This is a genomic window from Nitrospira sp. Kam-Ns4a (genome assembly GCF_965152595.1).
Genome location: NZ_OZ224218.1, coordinates 2514885 through 2535314, shown reverse-complemented (window position 1 = coordinate 2535314; position 20430 = coordinate 2514885). Strand labels below are relative to the sequence as shown.

At 66.4% G+C, this 20430-nt stretch carries 17 protein-coding genes; all 17 read left to right on the top strand.

Translation table 11 applies throughout. From position 1 onward, the window contains the following. The first annotated feature begins 210 nt into the window (after positions 1–210). A complete protein-coding gene (locus ACWHYQ_RS12655) occupies positions 211–555 on the top strand; it encodes a hypothetical protein (protein WP_447972482.1) in 345 nt (114 codons plus the stop codon). An 82-nt stretch (positions 556–637) separates the two neighbouring features. Beyond that, on the top strand, positions 638–1270 hold the full coding sequence (locus ACWHYQ_RS12650; RefSeq protein ID WP_447972481.1) for a hypothetical protein: 633 nt from the start codon (positions 638–640) through the stop codon (positions 1268–1270). Between the two features lie 3 nt (positions 1271–1273). Continuing rightward, on the top strand, positions 1274–2137 hold the full coding sequence (locus ACWHYQ_RS12645) for a hypothetical protein (RefSeq protein WP_447972480.1): 864 nt from the start codon (positions 1274–1276) through the stop codon (positions 2135–2137). 125 nt (positions 2138–2262) lie between these two features. Continuing rightward, positions 2263–3093 carry an ExeA family protein gene (locus ACWHYQ_RS12640; protein WP_447972479.1) on the top strand — a complete coding sequence of 277 codons (831 nt, stop codon included), beginning with the start codon at positions 2263–2265 and terminating at the stop codon, positions 3091–3093. Further along, entirely contained in the window at positions 3077–4303 is a 1227-nt protein-coding gene (locus ACWHYQ_RS12635; protein WP_447972478.1) for an HD-GYP domain-containing protein, read from the top strand. The genes ACWHYQ_RS12640 and ACWHYQ_RS12635 overlap by 17 nt, the downstream gene beginning before the upstream one ends. A 47-nt stretch (positions 4304–4350) precedes the next feature. Further along, entirely contained in the window at positions 4351–5547 is a 1197-nt protein-coding gene (locus tag ACWHYQ_RS12630; RefSeq protein ID WP_447972477.1) for a polysaccharide biosynthesis/export family protein, read from the top strand. A gap of 1 nt (position 5548) precedes the next feature. Continuing rightward, positions 5549–7687, top strand: a complete 2139-nt coding sequence (locus ACWHYQ_RS12625) for a GumC family protein (RefSeq protein ID WP_447972476.1) — start codon at positions 5549–5551, stop codon at positions 7685–7687. 101 nt (positions 7688–7788) lie between these two features. Beyond that, positions 7789–9270: an O-antigen ligase family protein gene (locus ACWHYQ_RS12620; protein WP_447972475.1), complete on the top strand. Its 1482-nt coding sequence runs from the start codon at positions 7789–7791 to the stop codon at positions 9268–9270. A gap of 55 nt (positions 9271–9325) precedes the next feature. Then, a complete protein-coding gene (locus ACWHYQ_RS12615) occupies positions 9326–11029 on the top strand; it encodes an ArnT family glycosyltransferase (RefSeq protein ID WP_447972474.1) in 1704 nt (567 codons plus the stop codon). Then, a complete protein-coding gene (locus ACWHYQ_RS12610) occupies positions 11013–11795 on the top strand; it encodes a class I SAM-dependent methyltransferase (protein WP_447972473.1) in 783 nt (260 codons plus the stop codon). The genes ACWHYQ_RS12615 and ACWHYQ_RS12610 overlap by 17 nt, the downstream gene beginning before the upstream one ends. Further along, the gene (locus tag ACWHYQ_RS12605) at positions 11792–12451 is read left to right on the top strand and encodes a methyltransferase domain-containing protein (protein ID WP_447972472.1); all 660 of its coding nucleotides are present in this window, start codon (positions 11792–11794) and stop codon (positions 12449–12451) included. The genes ACWHYQ_RS12610 and ACWHYQ_RS12605 overlap by 4 nt, the downstream gene beginning before the upstream one ends. Continuing rightward, the gene (locus ACWHYQ_RS12600; RefSeq protein WP_447972471.1) at positions 12448–13881 is read left to right on the top strand and encodes an oligosaccharide flippase family protein; all 1434 of its coding nucleotides are present in this window, start codon (positions 12448–12450) and stop codon (positions 13879–13881) included. The genes ACWHYQ_RS12605 and ACWHYQ_RS12600 overlap by 4 nt, the downstream gene beginning before the upstream one ends. 31 nt (positions 13882–13912) lie before the next feature. Continuing rightward, positions 13913–15127: a glycosyltransferase family 4 protein gene (locus ACWHYQ_RS12595; RefSeq protein WP_447972470.1), complete on the top strand. Its 1215-nt coding sequence runs from the start codon at positions 13913–13915 to the stop codon at positions 15125–15127. Further along, positions 15115–16992: an asparagine synthase (glutamine-hydrolyzing) gene (asnB, locus tag ACWHYQ_RS12590; protein ID WP_447972469.1), complete on the top strand. Its 1878-nt coding sequence runs from the start codon at positions 15115–15117 to the stop codon at positions 16990–16992. The genes ACWHYQ_RS12595 and asnB overlap by 13 nt, the downstream gene beginning before the upstream one ends. 56 nt (positions 16993–17048) lie before the next feature. Next, positions 17049–18446: an MBL fold metallo-hydrolase gene (locus ACWHYQ_RS12585; protein WP_447972468.1), complete on the top strand. Its 1398-nt coding sequence runs from the start codon at positions 17049–17051 to the stop codon at positions 18444–18446. 87 nt (positions 18447–18533) lie between these two features. Continuing rightward, positions 18534–19685, top strand: coding sequence for a glycosyltransferase family 4 protein (locus ACWHYQ_RS12580; protein ID WP_447972467.1), 1152 nt, complete (start codon positions 18534–18536; stop codon positions 19683–19685). Then, the gene (locus ACWHYQ_RS12575; protein WP_447972466.1) at positions 19682–20398 is read left to right on the top strand and encodes a class I SAM-dependent methyltransferase; all 717 of its coding nucleotides are present in this window, start codon (positions 19682–19684) and stop codon (positions 20396–20398) included. Before ACWHYQ_RS12580 ends, ACWHYQ_RS12575 begins: the two co-directional genes overlap by 4 nt. Positions 20399–20430: the final 32 nt, after the last annotated feature.

Sequence of the window (20430 nt, the reverse complement as noted above, 5' to 3'; positions counted from 1 at the left end):
AGCGGTCAGCAGAAGAAACCGCGGGGCGGGCCCTCCTCCCTTTGGTCTAGCGACACGACCTTACGATATCCGCGAGCCTCCGGAATGTCAAGCAGGTGTGGTAAGTCGCGTGAGCCGTCTTGCCGGTCGCCTCTGCGAGAGAGAACGATCGAGACGAGTTCTTGCACCGGACCGGGAATTGGAGTACACTAGCGCTCCCAAGGGGGGCTTATGTATATTAAGAGAGGCAGGCGCTCCAGTGCCATTCGGGACAACTGGAAGTTTGCCGCCGGGCTCACGCTCGCCTGCGTTGCCGTCTCGGTAGTCGCCGCGGTTTCCATGCAAGGCCTAGAAGGGGTGATGAAGAAGGCGGCTCTTGCCTTCAAAGCGATGGACAATCCCAGCCAGTTGACCGCGGAAGAGAAGCTCGAGGTGAAGAAGCTGGTCAAGGACAGGCAATCGGCTAAGGAAGCCTACGAGAAGATGTCCCCCGAGGAGCGGGAGCGAGCCAAACAACAGTTCAACAGCCTGAGCGAAGCGGAGAAGCAGAAATACAGGGAGATCTTTGGTAAGTAGCCACGCCACTCCTTCGCCACCACCGTCGGTCTTTCCTCTCCTGCACTCCAAGCCGGTTCCTTGGCGACGTAGAGCCCCTGCGGTGCTGCTCCTAGCGGCCGCCCTCCTAGGCGGCTGTGTCAACTGGTACAGCGGCTTTGCCAAAGCCTTCCCGGTCACGGAGGCGTTCCGGACGCACTTTGCAACCAAGACCGTAGACGAGAGTCTGACCTACGTCGTCTGGGTGGACCACGAATGGGTCAGGGACGTGGTGGTGAAGTGGCTGAAGGAGCGGGGCCATACGGTGGTCGAGGGCGTGAGGCTGGAGAAGATCCTAGAGGAGAACAAGCTCAAGCTCAGCAACACCCCGGACGACGAAAAACGCATCATGGTGGCCGCGAAAATGGCGGGCGCCCAGCAGGTGCTGTTCGGGAGCTCCACGATCTCCACCGAGTTTGAAGCGCGGCGGGTGATTACCGAGCATGGGGGACTGGGGCAGAAACCGACGTACTATTACGTCACGGTGCATCTTCGGAGCTTCGATCTTGAGACCGGAAATTTGGCCTGGCGCTCGACAGCCAGGTATTCTGGGCCAGTCGGCTATCCGGTCGCGAGCCTGGTGACCCTCGCGGTCTGGGCACTCGCGCGCGGGATGTGTCCCACGGAAGCGGGCTTTACGTGGACGGATCCCAAAGATGTGGATGATCGGGCCGGATGCGTCCGGAAGCAGGGGTAATCGGTGAGCCCGGGTCTGGCCAGAGCGGTCCTGGTTCTGCTGGTGCTGTTCACGCAGGCTTGCGCGGAGCCCCTGGTGAAACGGGCTGTGGACAGCACCCCGACGTGGCTGATCCGGCTCGACGGTTTCCGTGACCCGACCCAAGCCGCGCGGGTGCAGTATGACCATCCGGTGGAATGGAGCGATGCCACGCTCGCCGAGGTCCTGGAGCGCGTGCGCGTGCTCGGCGCCGACGAAGGGGCGACACCGCAACCGCTGCTGTCGTTCGGTGAGTTGATTCAGATTGCCCCGGGGATTCGCGAAGCCTTCTACCGAGCGAAGCCCTCCGAATGGGTCGTGTTCGCGGTCATTCAATCGAAAGCGACCTATCAGACCCTCACGTCCGGCGGACTCTTCGTCAAGGGCGGCAAGCTGCACCTGATGATCGCCAATCACCGGGCACGCATCCCGCCTGGGAAACCAGATGCTGTGGACCCAATCAAGGCCGTTCCGCTGCGGCCTGTTTCCGCAACGCCCGCCCGCCTGACTTTCGACCCGCCCGAATTCGTTGCGGCCGAGGAGGGAGACTGGGTGAAGGACGACTCGGGGAAGCCAGTCGGCCAACTTGTGGTGGACTATCAGGGATTTCTCGCTTCCCATCAGCCTGTGGCTGCCATCGAGCCAGCCAGGCCTGGCCCGTCGCCAGCCGCGCCGGCAAAGGAGGCGCCGGCCACCGCTGCGGGAAATCCGCCCACCGAGACAAAACCTATGGACCCACAGGCGGGCAAAGCTGGCAAGCCTTCCTTCAAACCGAAGGCCGGTGCACCGCGTTCGGCTGCCCGGAAGGCCCCGGCGCCCAAATCACAGGAGGAAGGGGCGAAGCCTTAGAGGCGTCTTCGCAAGCGAATTGGCGACAAAATAGAGGGTGGAACCGAAACCACCTTGACAAATCAAGGCGTTATCGGCACAATGTCGCTCGGGTCAGCGGGGGTTATCCACAAGCGGATGTCGCCGTGCACTATGAGCCCTACTGGGGGCTGAAGCTCTCGCCCTTCGAGAACGTGCCGGATCCGAGGTTTTACTTCCCCTCGCCGAAGCACGAGGAAGGCCTCCACAGGCTTCTCTATGGGATCCAGGCCCGGAAGGGCGCGGTGCTGCTGACCGGTGAAATCGGCTGCGGGAAGACGACCCTGAGTCGCAAGCTGATCCAGCACTTGGCGCAGGACCGGTACGATACCGCCCTGATCGCCAATCCTTCGGTTGACGCCCAGGAGTTTCTAGGCGAAGTCCTCTACCAGCTTGGTGTCGAATCCAACACGTCGAAGCTGGACCGCCTGCACCGCCTGAACGAGTACCTGGTCGAGAACCTCAAGCAGGGCAAGGATACGATCATTATCGTTGACGAAGCCCAGGCCATCCGAGACGACACGGTCTTTGAAGAGCTGCGGCTGCTGCTGAACTTCCAGTTGAACGACCGGTTCCTGCTGACCTTGATTCTCCTGGGGCAGCCCGAACTCAACGAACGGATCAACGCGATCCCGCAGTTTGCGCAACGGGTCGCCATCCGGTTTCATCTGCCCGCCTTCGATCTGCAGGAGACGACACGGTACATCGAGTTCAGGCTGAAGACCGCCGGGGCGGACGGAGGGCGCCCGATCTTCGCTCCCGAGGCCATTGACCTGATCTTCAAGCATTCGGGAGGCATTCCCCGGAACATCAACACGTTGGCCGACCTCTCGCTCCTCACCGCCTGTCTGGAGCGAAAGGCCCAGGTGGATGCCCCGATCGTGACCCGTGTGGCCGCAGACTTTCGCGTAGGAGCACTGGGTGGTGCGTCTCACTGATCTCATCCGGGGCGCCCAGGGCCCCGAGCCGGAGCCTGTCGAAAAGAAGCCGGCCGGGGAAGCGGCGGCGGCGCCGCCGCAGGCTCCCGCTCCGGCCGCCGGTGCTCCGCCGCCCATCCAGCTCAGCGTGCTCAGGGACCACATCCGTCGCGAAGGCGCCCTGGCCACCCCGCCGGCCGCTGAGCCGGTGACATTTCGCGCATTGGAGCAGCCCCCGGCCCCGCCGGTCGCTCCTCCGGAACCGTCACTGTCCGTCGCGCGCGCCCCCGCGTCGCAGCCGGAGGGGGCTCCGACCAAGGCGCCGCCGCCATCGGCAGGGCTGGCTGCGCCGGCGGTGGATTGGTATGCCCAGGCGGAAGTGGCGCTGGCCTCCGTGGTGAAACTGGTACGGCAGGGCCGTCCCTTCGCCATCGCCGATCTCTCGCAGATCGCCAGCGGCTTCGTCATGTCCCTCGCCCAGGACGACCGTCTCCTCGTCCGCGCGATCTCGCACCAGAGCGGCCCCTCGCTGGTGGGCAACATGGTGCACGTGGCCATCTACGCTATCAAGATCGGCATGGGCCTGGGCTACCGGCAGGACGAGCTGGTCAGGCTGGCGCTGGCGGCACTGGTTCATGATGTGGGGATGTGCCGGCTGCCGGAGCAGTTGCTGGACGAGCCGGGCCGGTGGTCGCCAGAGCAGATCGCCATTCTCCAGCGGCACCCCCTCTTCGGCGAGGAGATTTTGAAGAAGGTCGCGCCGGACAGCCCCTGGCTCGCCGAAGTGGTCGGCCAAGAACATGAGCGGCTCAACGGGGCCGGCTATCCGCGCAAGCTGCAGGGACCGCAGATTCACGAGTTCGCCTTCGTAATCGGGTTGTCGGATATTCTAGACGCCATGTTACGGTCGCGACTGAACCGCCAAGCGATGCTCCCGTTCGAAGCCGTGCGCCTGCTACTCGTGCGAGAAAAGGCGGCGTTCCCCACACGCATCTTCAAGAGTCTGCTTCAGCAGTTCTCCCTGTTTCCGGTCGGCACGTGGGTCAAACTGACGTCCGGGGAGACCGGCGAAGTCCTGCGGCTGAACCCGCGGTTTCCCTTGCGGCCCGTCGTGAAGATCATGATTGACCAGGCCGGCCAGCGGCTGCGGGAGCCGCGCGAGATTGATCTGAGTGCGTCGCCGTTGGTGCACGTGGCGGAGATCGTCGATCGGGTCCAGCTTGCCTTTTGAGCAGGTCTGTGTAAGTCATCGTCGCTGTGCGGAGGTCGATTCAAACCGTGGAGAGGATCGCTCGGTTGCGCGTGAACGGGGCGGGACGATCGCTCGTGTCGGCGCTCAGCGTCGCCGTGCTATTACTCGGCTGCTCGGACTGGCCCAGCCCGGTTCAACCGAAGGTGCCGGACCCGATCTTTGAGCTGCCGGTCGCGCCGGCCAAGCCGGTGGTCGAGGTGGAGAAGAAGGAGCTGGATCCGGACGACCTGATCCAGCCAGGCGACGCCCTGGAGGTCATCGTGCGGCGCGGGGGCGGGGAAGAGAAATATCAGCTCACGGTGCGGGCCAGCGGGCTGATCACCGTCGCGTTCACCGACATTGACGTCAAGGGACTGGACGAGCAAGCGGCCGAGGCGCGCATCGCCGAAGCCATCTCGCCCTATGTGCGGAGCCCGCGTGTCCAGGTGAGACTGCTGCGGGGCGCGGAGCGGGAGCGGTGGATCTATGTGACGGGAGAAGTGCGGAAAGGCGGGGGCAAGATCAAGATTGACAAACGTGCGACGGTTCTGACCGCCATCACGGCCGGCGAGGGCTTTACCGACCAAGCGGATATGAGCAGGATCGTGGTGATCTCCCCGCGCGCGGAGAACAAGAACCTCATCCGGGTCGCGAATATCGAGAACGCCCTGCGGACCGGGGATATGTCGGCGGACCTGCGGCTCCGGGACGGAGACATTGTCTTTGTCCCGAGGTCCAGGATGGGAGACTGGAGCGCCTATTATTCCAAGGTCGTGGCGCCCATCCTGAATGCGCTCATCATCGGGTCGAACGTGGTTTTCATCAACAAGGCGCTCGCAGACCTGTTCGCTGGGCCGCAACAGGCTCCAGGTGTTGCGGTCGGCGGTGGGGGGACTTGTTGGATTGCCCGCGCGCTCTACGGGGACGAGGCCTGGCAGCCCCATGTGCTGCGCTGGTACATCTGGGGGCCGTTCTCGGACCACTGGTACGGCCAGCTCTTCGCCGACCTGTACAGGACCCATGGCGAGCGAATCGCGTCGTTCCTCAATGCGCATCCCTGGACCAAAGGGCTCGTCAAGCCACTATTCGACCGCCTGCTTGACCAGGCAATTAAGGCGGCGGACCGACGGTTGCCCGGCTTCGCCGCGGCAAGCGGTGCGGCGAAGCCCCAGCCGCGGAGTGAGGGACACGCGGCGAGAGGCGATGAGCCGGACCCTGCCGTATCCCTTGCCTTCTTGAAATGATATGGCCCAGTACGATCTCAACCTGGTTGACTTCTGGCTGATCGTCCGCCGCCGGAAGGCAATCATCATCTTCACCATCGTGCTGGTGGCCGTCTTCACGGCCGTCATGCCCTATGTCGTCGGTCCCGCCCCTATCTACAAGGCCTCCTCGCGCGTCAAGTACGAACGCTCCACCACCGCCTCGGGGCTGCTTCAGGAGACTGTTGCTGTCTCGGAAGGCAGCGACATCGGCACCCAGGCGGAGGTGATCCGCAGCTTCCCGGTCATGGAGCGGGTCGCGAAGATGTTGGGGCTCATTGACAAGGACCTGGATCCCAAGGACGTCCGGGCCAATCCCGAATATCTGGACATCATCTACGGCATCCAGAGCCACATTGAAGCCGCGCAGGAGGGGACCACCAACATCCTGAGGATCACCGCGACGGCGGCCGATCCCCGGCTCGCCGAGCGCTACGCGACGCTCACCGCCGAAGCCTATCGCGAGGAGAACATCTACAACCGCAACCGGCAGGTCATCGAGGCGAAACGGTTCGTTGAGGCGCAACTCAAGACGCTCGAAGCGAGCCTGCATGAATCCGAGCAGCGGCTGCGGGAGTTCAAGGAACAGGAGGGGCAGGTCTTCGTCACCGAAGAGGCGAGGCAGGCGCTCGATCAGTACAACAAGCTGGAGGCCGAACTCGAGCAGCTCCAGCGAGTCAAGAAAGAGATCATCGGTCAGCTCGAGTCGCTCCGCAAGGAGGGCTCCTCGGCTGCCGAGGCCACCCGGGTCTATTCCGACGAGGTCGAGGCGCTGATCAGCACGTTGAACAAGCGCCTGTCCGACCTGTCCCAGGAGCGGGACAACCTCCTGATTCACTATACCCCGAAGCACGCCCTGGTCCAGGACCTCGACAAGAAGATCCTCAACGTCAAGCAGGAGATGATCCGCGAGCTGGAGACGAAGCTGGCCACGTTCAACTCGCGGGAGAAGGCGATCCAGGAGTCCATCGGACGCTACAAGGAACGGTACCTGAGCCTGCCGCAGGCGGCGATCCAGCTCTCCCGGCTGGAGCGCGATGTGATGATCAACAGTAACCTGTACGCAGCGCTCAAGGCCAAGCACCAGGAATTCCTGATCCGCGGCGCCGAGCAAATCGAAGAGGTGACAATTATCGAGCCGGCTCTGGCCCCGACCCGGCCCACCAATGCCCCCAACCTGCCGCTGAACGCGTTCCTGGGGATCCTGATGGGCACAATGGTCGGGCTCGTGGCCGCGTTTCTCAAGGAATCGTTCGATACGTCCATCGGGACCATCGAGGAGGTCGAGTCCTATCTCAAGGTGCCCGTCCTGGGCGTCATTCCGCGTGTGGACCGGAAGGAGATCGAGCGGGAGATCCAGGCGCAGTTTAAGGAAAAACTGGACAAGGAGACCCTGGATCTCTACTGCCACCTGGTCGCGCTGTTCGATCCCCAGTCGCCCCTGGCCGAGGGCTACCGGTCGCTCCGCACGAACATCCAATTTGCCGGGGGCCTGCAGGGCAACCGGGTGCTGGCCTTCGTCAGCGCCGGGGCTCAAGAAGGCAAGACGACGAGCGCGGTGAACCTCGCGATCGCCCTCGCCCAGGACGGCAAGCGCGTGCTGCTGGTGGATGGGGACCTTCGCAAGCCCTCGGTGCACGAACGGCTGGGGCTCGAGCAATCCCCGGGGCTCAGCGATGTCCTCCTCGGCACGGTGCCCCCCTTGGAGGCGATCCGCACGGTGACGGATCTGATGCTGGGCAAACTGGGGGTGGACCAGGTGGTCAACGCGCCTGGCATCGACAATCTCAATGTGCTGCCCTCGGGCAAGCGTCCGGACAACCCCTCGGAGTTCCTGAATTCCCCGCGCCTCCTCGATCTGATCGAGATGGCCAGGAAGGAATATGACATCACAATTTTCGACTGCCCGCCGATCCTGCCGGTCACAGACGGCGTGACGGTCGGCTCCAAGGTGGACGGTGTCATCATGGTCTATCAGGTCGGGAAGGTCGGGCGCAACGCGCTGCGGCGCGCGAAGACCCTGCTGGAGAACGCCAAGGGGTTGCTGATCGGGATCGTGCTCAGCAACGTCAGCGCCGAGCTGACGCCCGACTACGAGATGTATCGGTACCACTATAAGTGAGGGCGACTAGCGAACAGCAAGCAGCTCCGAACAAGGTGCTTCTTGCTGGGGCTAGGGGCTACCGGCTGTTCGCTGTTCGCTATTAGTTATTCGCTGCTGCTATGGACACCGTCCGCATCGGGCCCGTGGAAATGGTGCTCGTCCTGCTGCTGGCTGTCGGGCTCGGCATCGGGATCACTGTCGGCAAGTCGGCCCTGTTGGTCGGGACCGTCGCGGGCACCGCCCTCATGATCACCGCCTTCCTCTCCCCGCCGCTCAGCCTCTACCTGCTCGTCTATTCCATGCTCCTCGGCCCCGAATTCGTCTTCGGTGGTGAATTCCAGGGGGCGGCCGCCGGCGGGAAGGCAATCAAGGTGGGGCACGGGATGACGCTCCGTCTGGACGACCTGTTGTTGGTCGTGGTCGGCCTGATCTGGCTTGTGAAGGCCGCCATTCGGAAGGACGAACCTCCTTTCAGGTACACGCCGCTCAATGGCCCGATCTTTCTCTACGTCGCGGCCTGCGGCCTGGCGACGCTTGTGGGCGTGCTGGTCGGCCGCGTCCGGCCGCTGCCGGGCTTTTTCTTCAACCTCAAGTACTTCGAGTACTTCTTTCTCTACTTCATGGTCATCAACATCGTCCGGACCAGAACGATGGCCAGGGGGCTGATCACAGCGAGTCTTATCACCTGCTTCATCGTGAGCCTGATCGCGATTGGCCAGATTCCCAGCGGCGAGCGGGCCTCCGCCCCCTTCGAGGGGGAGGAAGGCGAGCCCAACACGTTGGGCGGCTACCTGGTGTTCATGGGCTGCATCGTCACGGGGTTGCTGCTGACGCCCGACTCTACGCCGAAGCGCTGGCCCTACATCACGACGCTCGTGCTGGGCGTGCTTGCGCTCCTGGCCACCCTGTCGCGGTCCTCCTTCCTGGCGGCGACCGTGGTGCTGCTTGTCGTGGCCTTGAAAACGAGTTACCGGCGGCCGCTGCTGTTTTCGCTGATCCTCCTGGTGATCGTGGCCAGTCCCTGGTGGGTGCCCCAGGCGGTGAAGGAGCGGGTGTTCTTCACGTTCACGCAAGCGCCGACGGAGGTGGGCCAGATCCGGGTCGGCGGCCTGCGGGTGGACACCTCCACGTCGGACCGTCTGCGCTCCTGGAAGGATGCCATGAACAGTCTGAAGGAATCCCCCCTGTTTGGCGCGGGTGTCACGGGCGCCAAGCGGTTCATGGACGCCATGATCCCGCGCATCGTCATGGAAACCGGCCTCCTTGGGCTGGCGACGTTTGTTCTGCTGATGTGGGCGATCTTCCGCGTCGGGTGGCGCGGCTATGCCGAGGCGAAGGATGCCTATGAGCGGGGAATCGCGCTCGGGTTCCTCTTAGGCTTCCTCGCGCTGCTGATCCATTCGGTCGGCTCGAACACCTTCATCATCGTCAGGATCATGGAGCCGTTCTGGCTCTTTGCCGCGCTGGTCGTCAAAATGCAGATGCTGCCACTCGAAGAGCCGGAACCGGAATCGGAGCGCGCCGAGCAGCCGGCAGCCATCCCTGCGCTGCAGGGGCTGAGACCCGGCCTCGGGATCGGCCGTGGAACCCACCGGCTCTGACGCTCGTGGCGCCTGCAACCGACCGCTATCCCCCAACCCTCTGTCCTGGACTCCGATGCCGCACCAGGTGACGGCCTCTTCTCTCCTGCGATGGGTCGTGCCTCTGGTCGTGCTCAGCGGGGCGGCGAGCGGGTTGACCCTGGCCTTTCACGGCGTGATCCTGCACGGAGACGATGTTCTCTATTCGCGGCTCGCCGCGGAGTGGCTCCGCGGGCAGCCGACGTTCAGCCTCAACAACCATCCCTATCGGCTCGGCTTTCTGGCACCGTTGGCGGCCCTGTATGCCGTCTTCGGGATCCGCGATTGGACGACCCTTGCCTTCACGGTCGTGTGCAGCCTGGCCACGATTGGCTTTGCCGCCTATGCGGCGCGCCGGCTGTACGGCGGCACGGCCTGGATCTGGGCGGCGCTCTTCAGCGGATTCCACCCGATTCTCTACCGCTCCGGCTCGATCGGCATGCCGGATGTCCCAGCAGGCTGGCTCTATGGCCTCTTCGTGGTCAGCTGGACCCTGGTCGTCTCGGACCGGACCACCCGGCGGCGACCCTGGGCCTGGATCTCCGGGGTGGCCTGCGCCTGGGCGGTCGCGACCCGGGAGAGCACGGCGCCGATGATCCTGCTGACCCTGCTGGGGTTCGCCGTGCTCGCCTGGCGCCGCGGCACCTTGGCATCGTTTCCGTGGGCGATCTGGCTCCTGGGCTGCCTGTCCCTCGCCCTGCCGTATCTCGGATACCTCTGGTGGCAAACCGGCTCACCGCTCTATGTCCTCGACGCCGCCCAAGGCGGGTACAATATCCCGGGGGCTCCCTGGCTGCGGTCGTTGACCGGAACGGATTTTGTGCTCCGTGTCTCGGGACTTTCGATCGTCCGCGCCTCCATCGAAGGATATCTCTTCGCAACCCTGCCCGTTGTCGTGGCAGCGGTCCTGGACGGGGGGCCCGACCGGGACGACCGGACGGCGTGCATCGGCCGGCATCTTGGCCTCGCCGTCGCCGCACCTCTCCTCATCCTGAGCCATTGCTCGACGACGCTGACGCAGTGGGTGCCGGTTCATCTCGACCTGCGTTTCGGGAGTCCCGTGATCCTCCCCGCTGCGCTGCTGGCCGCGGGGGTCTGCGCCCGGCCGACCGCCACGCGGCTCTCCCGTCGTGCCCAGCTCGGAACAGGGCTAGCGGTGGCGGCGGCGATCGGGCTGCTGACGATCGGCGCGGTGCAGCGCTACGCCCCGGTGGTGGCGGGCGCCGCGGCGGCCCTGGTGACCGGGCTCCTGCTCCTGGCCTGGCCCGACCGGCGGCGGCTCCTGCTGCCGGCCGTTCTGGTGCTGGCGCTGGTCGCCAACTGGGCTGGCTACCGGATCTTCGAGTATCCAGCGGAACAGGCGCGCAACGACGCACTTCGCGACGACGCCCTGTCGGTCCCGTGGCGGGCCGACCTGCCGATTCTGACCGATCCGCTGACCGCCCAGGTGTTGCCGTATCTGCACCGGTTCGAGGACGGGCCCCGCGTGGGGATGTGGAAAGGACCGGGGGAGGTGGAGCGGCCCTTTTACTGGGCTGACCCGGTTGAGGCGCCGTGGCCCCGGCCACATGTGCTCGTCTGGCGTCCGACAGAGGCGCAGGAGCAGGCCCGGCGCTGGCGCACCCACGTGCCGGCGTGGGTCTTCGAAGAACTGGCGCGAGGACGATTGGTGCGAGCCTTTTCCGGCGAGCCGGGCGCCGGCGTGTATCTCGTCGAGGGAGGCGGTGACGGCAGATCCTGAGTCGCCCGGCTCCGCTCTGGCCAGCCGGTACGATCGGGCCCGCTACAACCCGGCCATGCGGCCCATCTGGCCATGGCCCATGGTCCTGCTGGAACGGGTCGCGGCCAGGATCGCCACGCTGCCCGGACCGGTCTGGCTGGATGCGGCCTGCGGCGAGGGTCACCTGGGGACATTGCTGGCTCGACGGAAGACGCTCGTGGGGCTGGATTGGGATGGGGCTCGGCTGACGAGGGCGCAATCGCGCGGCTACCATCTCCTGATGCGTGGATCGGTCACGGCGATTCCCGTCGCCGACGGATCCCTGCACGGCATCGCCTGTGTCGAGACCCTAGAGCATGTGCCCGATCTCGACCGTGCGCTTCGGGAATTCACCCGCTGCTTGACCCGGGACGGCTATCTCCTCCTCACGCTGCCCTCGGTCACGCTGCGGAGTTGGTGGCAGATGCGCCGGACGCGGCAACCGGTCTATTGCGACGAGCACGAGCATGTGCGCGAGCTCTCGTCAGTCCCGATTCGGGGGTTCCCGCACCGCTTCGAGACCTGGGCGCGCTTCGAAGCTCGGCTGGCGTCTCACGGCTTGACGATCCTCGAGACGGAAGGGGTTGGGTTCCTCCTGCCGATGTGGCGGGGTCCGTTGGCCTGGCTCGAGCGGGCGATGAATCTACTGTACCGGGAGTCCTGCAACCGGTGGCTGGGCAGACTGCCGGGCATCCGCCGGTTCCCCTACTACCGGCTGTATCTCCTACGGTCGGGTGGCGCGCCATGATGTCGCCGCTGCCTCGGCGCTTCCTGACGCTGCTGCTCTACACCTATTGGTGGTTACACGAGCCGAGCTTCGGATTCCTCCTGGATCGGCGCCGCACGGCACACCATCTGACGCGCTTCGCCATGTATCGTCGGTTGCGGGAGGTCCTGCGCCAGCATCCTTGCCCGGGACGCATCCTGTCCATCAGCGGGTGCGGGCCCATCGTCGAGATGCTGAGCGGAGACGGGCAGGAGGTCGTCCAGACCGACTATCCGGACGTGGACATGCAGGCCTTGCCCTATCCCGACGGGACGTTCGGCGCGGTCGTGTCCGACCAGGTGCTCGAGCACGTGCGGGACCCAGCCAGGGCCGTCGGCGAGACGCTGCGGGTCCTGGCGCCGGGCGGCCTGCTCGTCCACACGAGCTGTTTTTTGAACCCCGTCCATCGCCATCCGGTGGATCTGTGGCGGTTCACGCCGGAGGCCATGGCCGGTCTCGTGCGCGGCGCCGAGATCCTCGAGTGCGGCGGATGGGGGAACCGGTCGGCATTGGTGCTCATGTTCATGGGGGTCGGGCACCACCTGGTTCCCGAGCAGCCCGACCATCCGCTCCACCGGATCGCGCTGTACAATGATCCGACCTACCCAATCGTCACCTGGGTGGTGGCCCGCAAGTGAACCACGAGGTTCTGTCTGGACGCGCCGTGATCGCGGGCGGCCTCTGGGTCGGGGCCGGGTTTGTCGGCCAGCAGGGCATCGCGGTCCTTCGGACGCTCGTGTTGGCGCGGCTCCTGACGCCCGAGGATTTCGGCCTGGTCGGGGTCGTGACGCTCACCCTCTTCGCCGGCCTGACGCTGACCGAATTGGGCCTGGAGAGCGCCCTCATCCAGCGCGCCGACCTGCCGGCCCGGTTCGTCCATACCGCCTGGACGCTCCAGATACTGCGGGGGGCGGCGCTGTTCCTCTTGCTCCAACTCGCGTCCCCGTGGGTGGCTGGCCTCTTTGGCCGACCCGACGCGGAGCCGCTGCTGCGGGTCGGCGCCGTCAGCTTCCTGTTGGCGGTCGTGCCGGCGGTGCCGTCCGCCCTGTTGCTGCGAGAGCTGCGCTTCCGGCAGCGGGTTCTGCTCGACGTGACCCGCGAGACCGTCGGGACCCTGTCCGCTGTGGCCCTGGCCCTCTGGTCGGGCTCCGCCTGGGCCCTGCTCTTGGGGCTCCTGGCCGGGCAGGCCGTCGCGGCGGTGCAGGTGTGGTCCCTGCACGGGTTTCGTCCCGGGTGGATGGTGGATCGGGCCGCGGCCCTCGCCTACTGGGAGTTCGGGCGGCACCTGTACGTCGGCGGGCTGCTCGGGTACCTGGTGACCCGGGGAGACGACATCACGGTCGGTAAGCTCCGGGGGGTCGGGGAGCTGGGCCAGTATCAGGTCGCGTTTGGCATCGCGGAGACGCTGACCCGTGGCCTGGGCGAGGTCATCAGCAAAGCCGTCTTTCCCGCCTACGCCCGCTTGACGGCGCAGGGGCCGGTGTTGGCCGACGCCTTCGCCCGGGTGTGGGGCGTCCTGCTCCTGGTCCTGTTGCCGATCTCCGTCGGGCTGGTCCTCTTTCCTGAAGAGATCCTGCTGGGGGTCCTCGGGGTCCAGTGGCGGCCGGCCGTCGCCCCGTTCGCCGTGCTGGTGGCGGCGGAATCGCTGCGCGCCCTGGCGGCCGCCTGCGGCATCCTCGTTCTCGCGGGCGGCAGGACCGCCTATCTGTCCCGCATCAAGGTGGGAGAGGCCGCCTGCTTCGGACTCTTGATCGTCCCCATGACCGCCCAGTGGGGCATGGTCGGGGCGGCCTGGTGTCTCGTGGTCGTCTACAGTCTCAGCCTGCTGGGGCACCTCTATGGGGCCCAACGAGTTGCGCCGGTTGTGGCGAGGATCGCGGCACGGTCGTGGGAGCCCTGCCTCGTCACGGCGCTGCTGGCCGCGCTGGCCTGGTGGCTGGCGCGGCTCGCCGGGCTGAGCGCGCTGCTCAGTCTGATGCTCTGGATCGGGCTGTGGGGCGCCTATCTCTGGTGGCGCCACGCCAGGTTGCTTATAATGGTGCGGGACGCCCTTCGGGGGAACCCCTAGTCTGCTGGATACGAAGTGGAGCAGAGGCGCCGTGCGGATCGCCTATCTCGCGCTGGTCGAGACGGATGTGGCCAATGCCTGCCTCGTGCACACCCGCGAGGTGGCGGAGCAACTGGCGGCCCTGGGGCATGCGGTGACGATGATCCTGCCCCGTCCCCTGCGCCCGCAGACCTGGGGCCAGGTCCGCCACGTCTGGGTCCGGTGGTGGGGATTTGATCGGCGGCGGCAACAGGTCTTCTCCCTGGAGAGCGCCTGGCGCCTGTGGCGCCTCCACCGGGAGGCCCCCTTCGACCTCCTCTACGCTCGTGAGATGCCCTATCACCCGTTCCTGGCCCGGCTCGCCCGGTGGCTCCGGGTGCCGCTCTTCGTCGAGGTCAACGGGTGGCTGCTCGACGATCTCCGCCTCACCGGCGCCTCGGCGCGCGAGCTGCGCGCCATCGAGCGAAGCCAGCGCGCGCTCTACCGGAGTGCGACCGGGATCCTGGCGAGCACCGTCGGCACCGCGGAGCGGATCCGGACCTCCTACGGCATCCCTGCGAGCCATGTGGCCGTGCAGGAGCTGGGGACCAACGTCGAGCATTTTGCCCCGGGCGACAAGCCAGCGGCGCGCCAGCAGCTCGGCCTCCCGGCGGGCGTGCCGATCCTGCTCTTTGCCGGCAGCTTCCATCCCCACCACGACTTGGATACCGTGCTGGAGGCCTTCGCCGGGTTGGCCGCCGCCGATCCTCGGCCGGTGCTGGTGCTCGTCGGCCAAGGGCCTCCCTGGGAGCGGTTGCGGGCGCGAAGCCGGTCGTTCGGACTGGCCAGCCGGGTCATCATGCCGGGACAGGTTCCTTACGAGGACGTGGCCCGCTACTTTCAGGCAGCGGACATTGGCCTCCTGCCGCTGGCGCGGGAGAACATCCGCCAGCGCAACGGCTGCATTACGCTGAAGCTCTGGGATTACATGGCGGCGGGGCTGCCGGTCGTGGCGACGGACCTGCCCGACACAGCGAGCTACGCGCTGCTGAAGGAGCGGGTCCTTGTCGTCCCTCCCGAGGACCCGCCGGCCATGGAGCGGGCATGGCGGACCCTCCTCGCGGAGGCGCCGCTGCGGGCCCGCCTGGGGCGGGAGGGGCGGGACTATGTGCGGAGGTATCGGAGCTGGCGGCAGGCGGCGGAGGAGACCATGCGGTTCATCGAGCAACGGTTGGCGGAGGAATCGGTGGTGGGTCGACGGGGGCCAGGCCGGTCATGTGCGGAATAGCCGGGATCGTGGCGCCGGGGAAGCCCGCCGCCTTGCTGGAGGATCAGGTCAGGCGCATGGCGCTCGCGCTGCGCCACCGCGGGCCGGACGGGCAGGGCGTCGTGGCGCTGGACGGCGTCGCCTTAGCCCATACGCGGCTCGCCATCATTGATCTCCGAGAGACGGGCCGACAGCCGATGGTGAACGAAGACGGGTCCCTGCACCTCGTCGTCAACGGGGAGATCTACAACTACCGCGAGCTTCGCGCGAACCTGCAGCAGCGGGGCCATGGGTTCCGGAGCGCCTCCGACTCCGAGGTCATCTTGCATCTCTACGAGGACTACGGCGACGACTGTCTGTCGTCTCTGGACGGCATGTTCGCCTTCGCCCTCTGGGACGCGTCGCGCCGCCGGTTGCTGTTGGCGCGGGACCGGTTCGGGATCAAGCCGCTGTACGTGGTCGAGACCGACGGCGGGCTGGCCTTCGCCTCCGAGCTGATTGCGTTGGTGCGGGGCGGGATGGTCGGGGCCGAGATCGACCCGCAGGCGCTCTACGAGTACATGGCACTGTCCTATGTCCCGGCGCCGAGGACCATCCTCAAAGGAGCGCGGAAGCTGCTGCCGGCGGAGCGGCTGGTGTGGCATGGAGGGCAATCGGAGCGACGGATCTACTGGATCCCGAAGCGGACCGCGTGGCGGGGATCGAGGCAGGAAGCCCGGGAGGCGCTCGCCGGCCTGTTGGACTCGGCCGTTCGATCCCATCTTGTCGCCGATGTGCCGGTGGCCGCCTTTCTCTCCGGCGGCGTGGACTCCTCCACCGTCACCGCCTTTGCCCAGCGTCACGGCAAGCTGGACACCTTCTGCGTCTCCTTTCCCGACACGGGTCTGGACGAAGCCCCGATCGCCAGGCGGGTGGCCGACCACCTGGGCACGCGCTACCATGAGGTCACGCTGCGTCCGGATCCGTCGGACCTCTTCGCCCAGGCGCTGGCCTCGATGGACGAGCCGCTTGCCGACGCGTCGGCCTTGCCGACCTTCGCCCTCTGCCAAGCGGCCCGGCCGATGGCAAAGGTGGTCCTGTCAGGGGATGGCGGGGATGAAGTGTTCGGCGGCTACACGGGCCGCTACCGGGTCGCGGCGCTGCAGGCGGCCCTGCCGGGGGCAGGGGGGCTGGCCCGCTGGCTCCGTCGGATGCCCCCCTGGCGCGCGGGGCGCCGGCGCGCTCTGCCGGACATGCTGGAACTGGCTGCCTTGCCCGACGCCGAGCGGTTTGTCCGGGAGCGGGAAATCACGTCCGCCGAAGACCGCCTGGCGCTCTTCGGTCCAGAGCGGGCGAGCGGGGGAGAGCCGGCGCTGCGGCTCCTGCCCGGCCCAGCCCTGCAGGTGACCGACGGCTGGCATCCCGTGCACCGGGCACTCTGGCTGGATCTCGCGACGCCGCTCGCCGACGACATGCTGACCAAGGTGGACCGCATGAGCATGGCCCACGGCCTCGAGGTGCGCGTGCCGTTCCTGGACCATCGCCTCGTCGAGTTCGCCCTGTCGCTCAGGCCGGAGTGGCTGGTCAGCCCCTGGCCGGTGGAGGGGAAGCGCCTCTTGCGCGAGGTGGTCCGGCCCAGGCTGCCGCCCGGCGTGCTGGACCGCCCCAAGCAGGGCTTCTCCCCACCGCTGGACCGCTGGTTCCGCGACGGATTGCTGGCGCGGTTCGACGCGGAGTGCCTGGGGCCCGGCAGCCACGTGACGCGGTGGATGGACGCACAGGCCATCGTGGCGCTGCGGCGGCGAGCTCCCTCGGCGGAGCCCCGGTACGATCTCTATGCGCTCCTGGTGCTGGAGGGGTGGCTGCGGCGGATGAACAGCAGCGAGTCGCGAATGGCCGATAGCTAGCAGCCCGGGCTTCGAACCATGAGCTGTTCGCTCTTCGCGTGAGCGGAAAGGGCACCATGAGCCTCACCTGCGGGTTTGAGACAATCGGCAATGCCTCCCTGATCTGCTACGACGAGGGGCGGCCGGTGCTCGTCACAGACCCCTGGATCCTGGGCCCGGCCTACTTCGGAAGCTGGTCGCTCTCGCACGAGATCCCCGACGAGCAGATGCAGGCGATTCTCTCGTGCCGCTTCGTCTGGGTGTCGCACGGCCATCCGGACCACCTCAGCGCCGCGTCGCTTGAGCGTCTGCGCGGCAAGCAGATCCTCTTACCCGATCATTACGGAGGGCGGATCCGCCGGGACCTCGAGGCCCAAGGATTGACGGTCCACGTGATGCCGGACCGGACGTGGATCCAATTGTCGCGCGGCCTCCGGGTCCTGTGCGTGCCCGATTACAATCAAGACGCGGTCCTGCTCATCGAGCTGGGAGGGGTCCTCCTCGTCAACACGAACGATGCGACCGACCGTGGCTGGGGCTACTTCGTCCGCAAGCTGGTCCGGCAGTCCAAGGTCTCCTTCCTGCTCGCCATCTCGGGGTATGGCGATGCGGACATGATCAATTTCTTTGACGAGGCGGGCCACCGGATCCTGCCGGAGGCGGCCAAGAAGGAGCCTCCCGGGCGCTACATTGCGGGGCTGACCGACTACTTCGGCACTCGGTTCTTCGTCCCGTTCAGCTCCCTGCACAAGTACCAACGCCGGGACAGCCTGTGGGCCAACGAGTATGTCACCCGGCTGGACGACTATGCCAAGGGGTTCAACTCCCGGACGGCGGAGCTCCTCCCCGCGTTCATCCGCTACGACTGTGAGCGGGATCGGGTGGAGGAGATCCGACCGCCGGAATGTCCGGATCGCTGCCTCGACCCGGCGGTCTTCGGGGACGTGTGGTCGGACCCGCTGGACCGCCGGGACGTGGACCGGCTGCGGACGTATTTCCAGTCCATTGCGCACCTGGGCCGGGCGATGGACTATGTGAACTTCCGGGTCGGCGGGACCGACCACATCATCGAATTGCGGTCACGCGGCTTCCACAAGGGGATTACGTTCGAGGTGCCGCGGCATTCGCTCCTGTGCGCCATCGAGGCGCACGTCTTCGACGACCTCTTGATCGGCAACTTCATGAAAACCACCCTCCACGGATCCTGGGGCACAGGTGGCCTCTACCCGGACTTCTCGCCCTACGTCGCGAAGTACGCCGACAACGGTCAGGCCCGGACCCGTGAGGAGCTCCGGGCCTATTTCCGCTCGTACCGGCAACGGGCGCCGCTCGACTTCTTTCGGCACAAGGTCAAAGTCCATGCGGAGAGGCTGCTGGCGAAGCCGGCGAACTGGCTGCGGTCATCCCTGCCGGAGGATTCCCTTTTCTACCGATCCGCCAAGCGTGTGTATGGCGGATTGGTCAGGAGAATCTGATCCGGTGGGACCGAGACAATCGCTCACGGCAGATGGCACGCTGCTCAAGGCTCTTGGCCATTGGCTGTTCGCCCTTTCGTGAGGAGCATGGCACGGATCGGGATTGATGCGACGATGGTGCTGCACGGGGAGCGGGCCGGCCGGCGGCACACGCGTAATCTCATCCAGCACCTGATCCGACTGTGTCCCCAGGATGACTGGGTGTTGCTCTATTTCGACCGCAGCGGCAGGACGCCGGGCCGGCTCACGTTTCCGAACGGACGTGGCTGGTCGGAGCGGGTCTCCCGGCTTCCGATGCGGGGGCTCCTTCCGCTGTGGAGCCACCTCGGCGTCCCAGCGGTCGAGTCCTGGCTCGGCTCGGTGGACGTGTGCTACGCGCCCGATCTGTACTTCCCGCCGGCCCGGCAGGCGCCGGTGCTCTGTACGATCCGGGGCGTGGCCTACCTGGCCATTCCCGAGCTCTGCGAGCCGGACAAGGTTCGGGTGCTGTGTCAGGCCTACGCCTATGCGTGCCGGCGCGCGGATCATTTTCTGGCTGTTTCGGAGAGCACCAGGCAGGACCTGCTGCGCCTCACCGATCTGCGGCCGGAGCGCATCCATGTCGTGACGCACGGCGTGGACCCCGTCTTCACACCCTTGGATCGAGCGGCCTGCCGGGCGGCCGTGGCCAGGCGCTTCGGGGTGACGCGGCCCTTCCTGCTGTACGTCGGGGTCGTCGGCCGACACAAGAACATCATGGGGTTGTTGCAGGCCTTTGCGGCGGCACGCCGGCACATCACAGGGGTTGATCTGGTCCTGGCCGGCCCGTTCGAACGGGAGATCGAGCGGGCCCGGGCATTCGTCGCCGGGTCGGGGTTGCAGCCCCTGGTCCATTTCCTCGGGCCGGTGGGGCAGGAAGACGACACGCTGGTCCAGTTGTACAACGCCGCCCTGGCCCTGGTGCACCCGAGCTTTTACGAAGGCTGGTGCGCGACGCCCCTGGAGGCGATGGCCTGCGCCACGCCAGTCGTGGCCTCCGACATTCCCTCGGTGCGGGAGGTGGTGGAAGACGCGGCGGTGCTGGTGCCGCCAGGCGACGTCGAGGCGTGGGCCGCGGCCCTGGTCCGCATCGTCGGCGACGACGCCGGCCGGGCGGAGTTGGCCGAGAAGGGGGTGAAGCAGGCCGGCCGGCACACGTGGGAACGGGCCGCGTTGCGTCTGCGTGAGGTGCTAGCTCTGGTGCAGGAAGCGGGACGATGAGCGAGGATCAGTTCGATCGGTACGGCGAGACGTTTTTCGGCGAGTTGCATCGCGGGCTGGATTTCGATCTGACTGCGCGGGGGTACGAGGAATACTATTACGACTGTCTGCCCCAGGACCGAGAGGCGCCCATCCTGGATGTCGGCTGCGGCGGCGGGCATTTCTTGAAGTTCCTGGAGCTGAAGGGATACCGGCGGGCCGAGGGGCTGGAACTGTCCCCGCAGCAGGCAGCCGAAGCGAGAAAGCACGTGGCGCTCCCCGTCCATGTCGCGGAGGCGGAAGCCTTTTTGGCCCAGCGGGCCGGGCACTACGCAGCCATTACGCTCAACGACGTCCTGGAGCACATTCCCAAGCCCCGGACGGTGGCGTTCCTCCGCACGCTCAAGCAGGGGCTGCGCCCGGGAGGCGTGCTCGTCGTGAACGTACCGAACGCGGCTGGGCTGACGACGGCCTACGTGCGGTACAACGACTTTACGCACGAGCTGGTGTTCACGGAGCTGAGCCTGCGTCAGGTGCTCATGATGGCCGGGTTTCGCGAAGTCCGGTTCGTCGCGGAACGGTGGCCGCTCAAGTTCACGCCCCGGCACCTGGCCTATCGAGCGGTGCGGTGGGCCTGGTACCGGCTGCTGCGGCTGCTCTATTTCATCGAGATGCCCGGATGCCGCTTGCCGGGCACGTGGCACACGCGGTTGGTCGCCGTGGCGTCCCCATAACGGGACAGGCGCGACGGCCAGGAGGTTGAGGC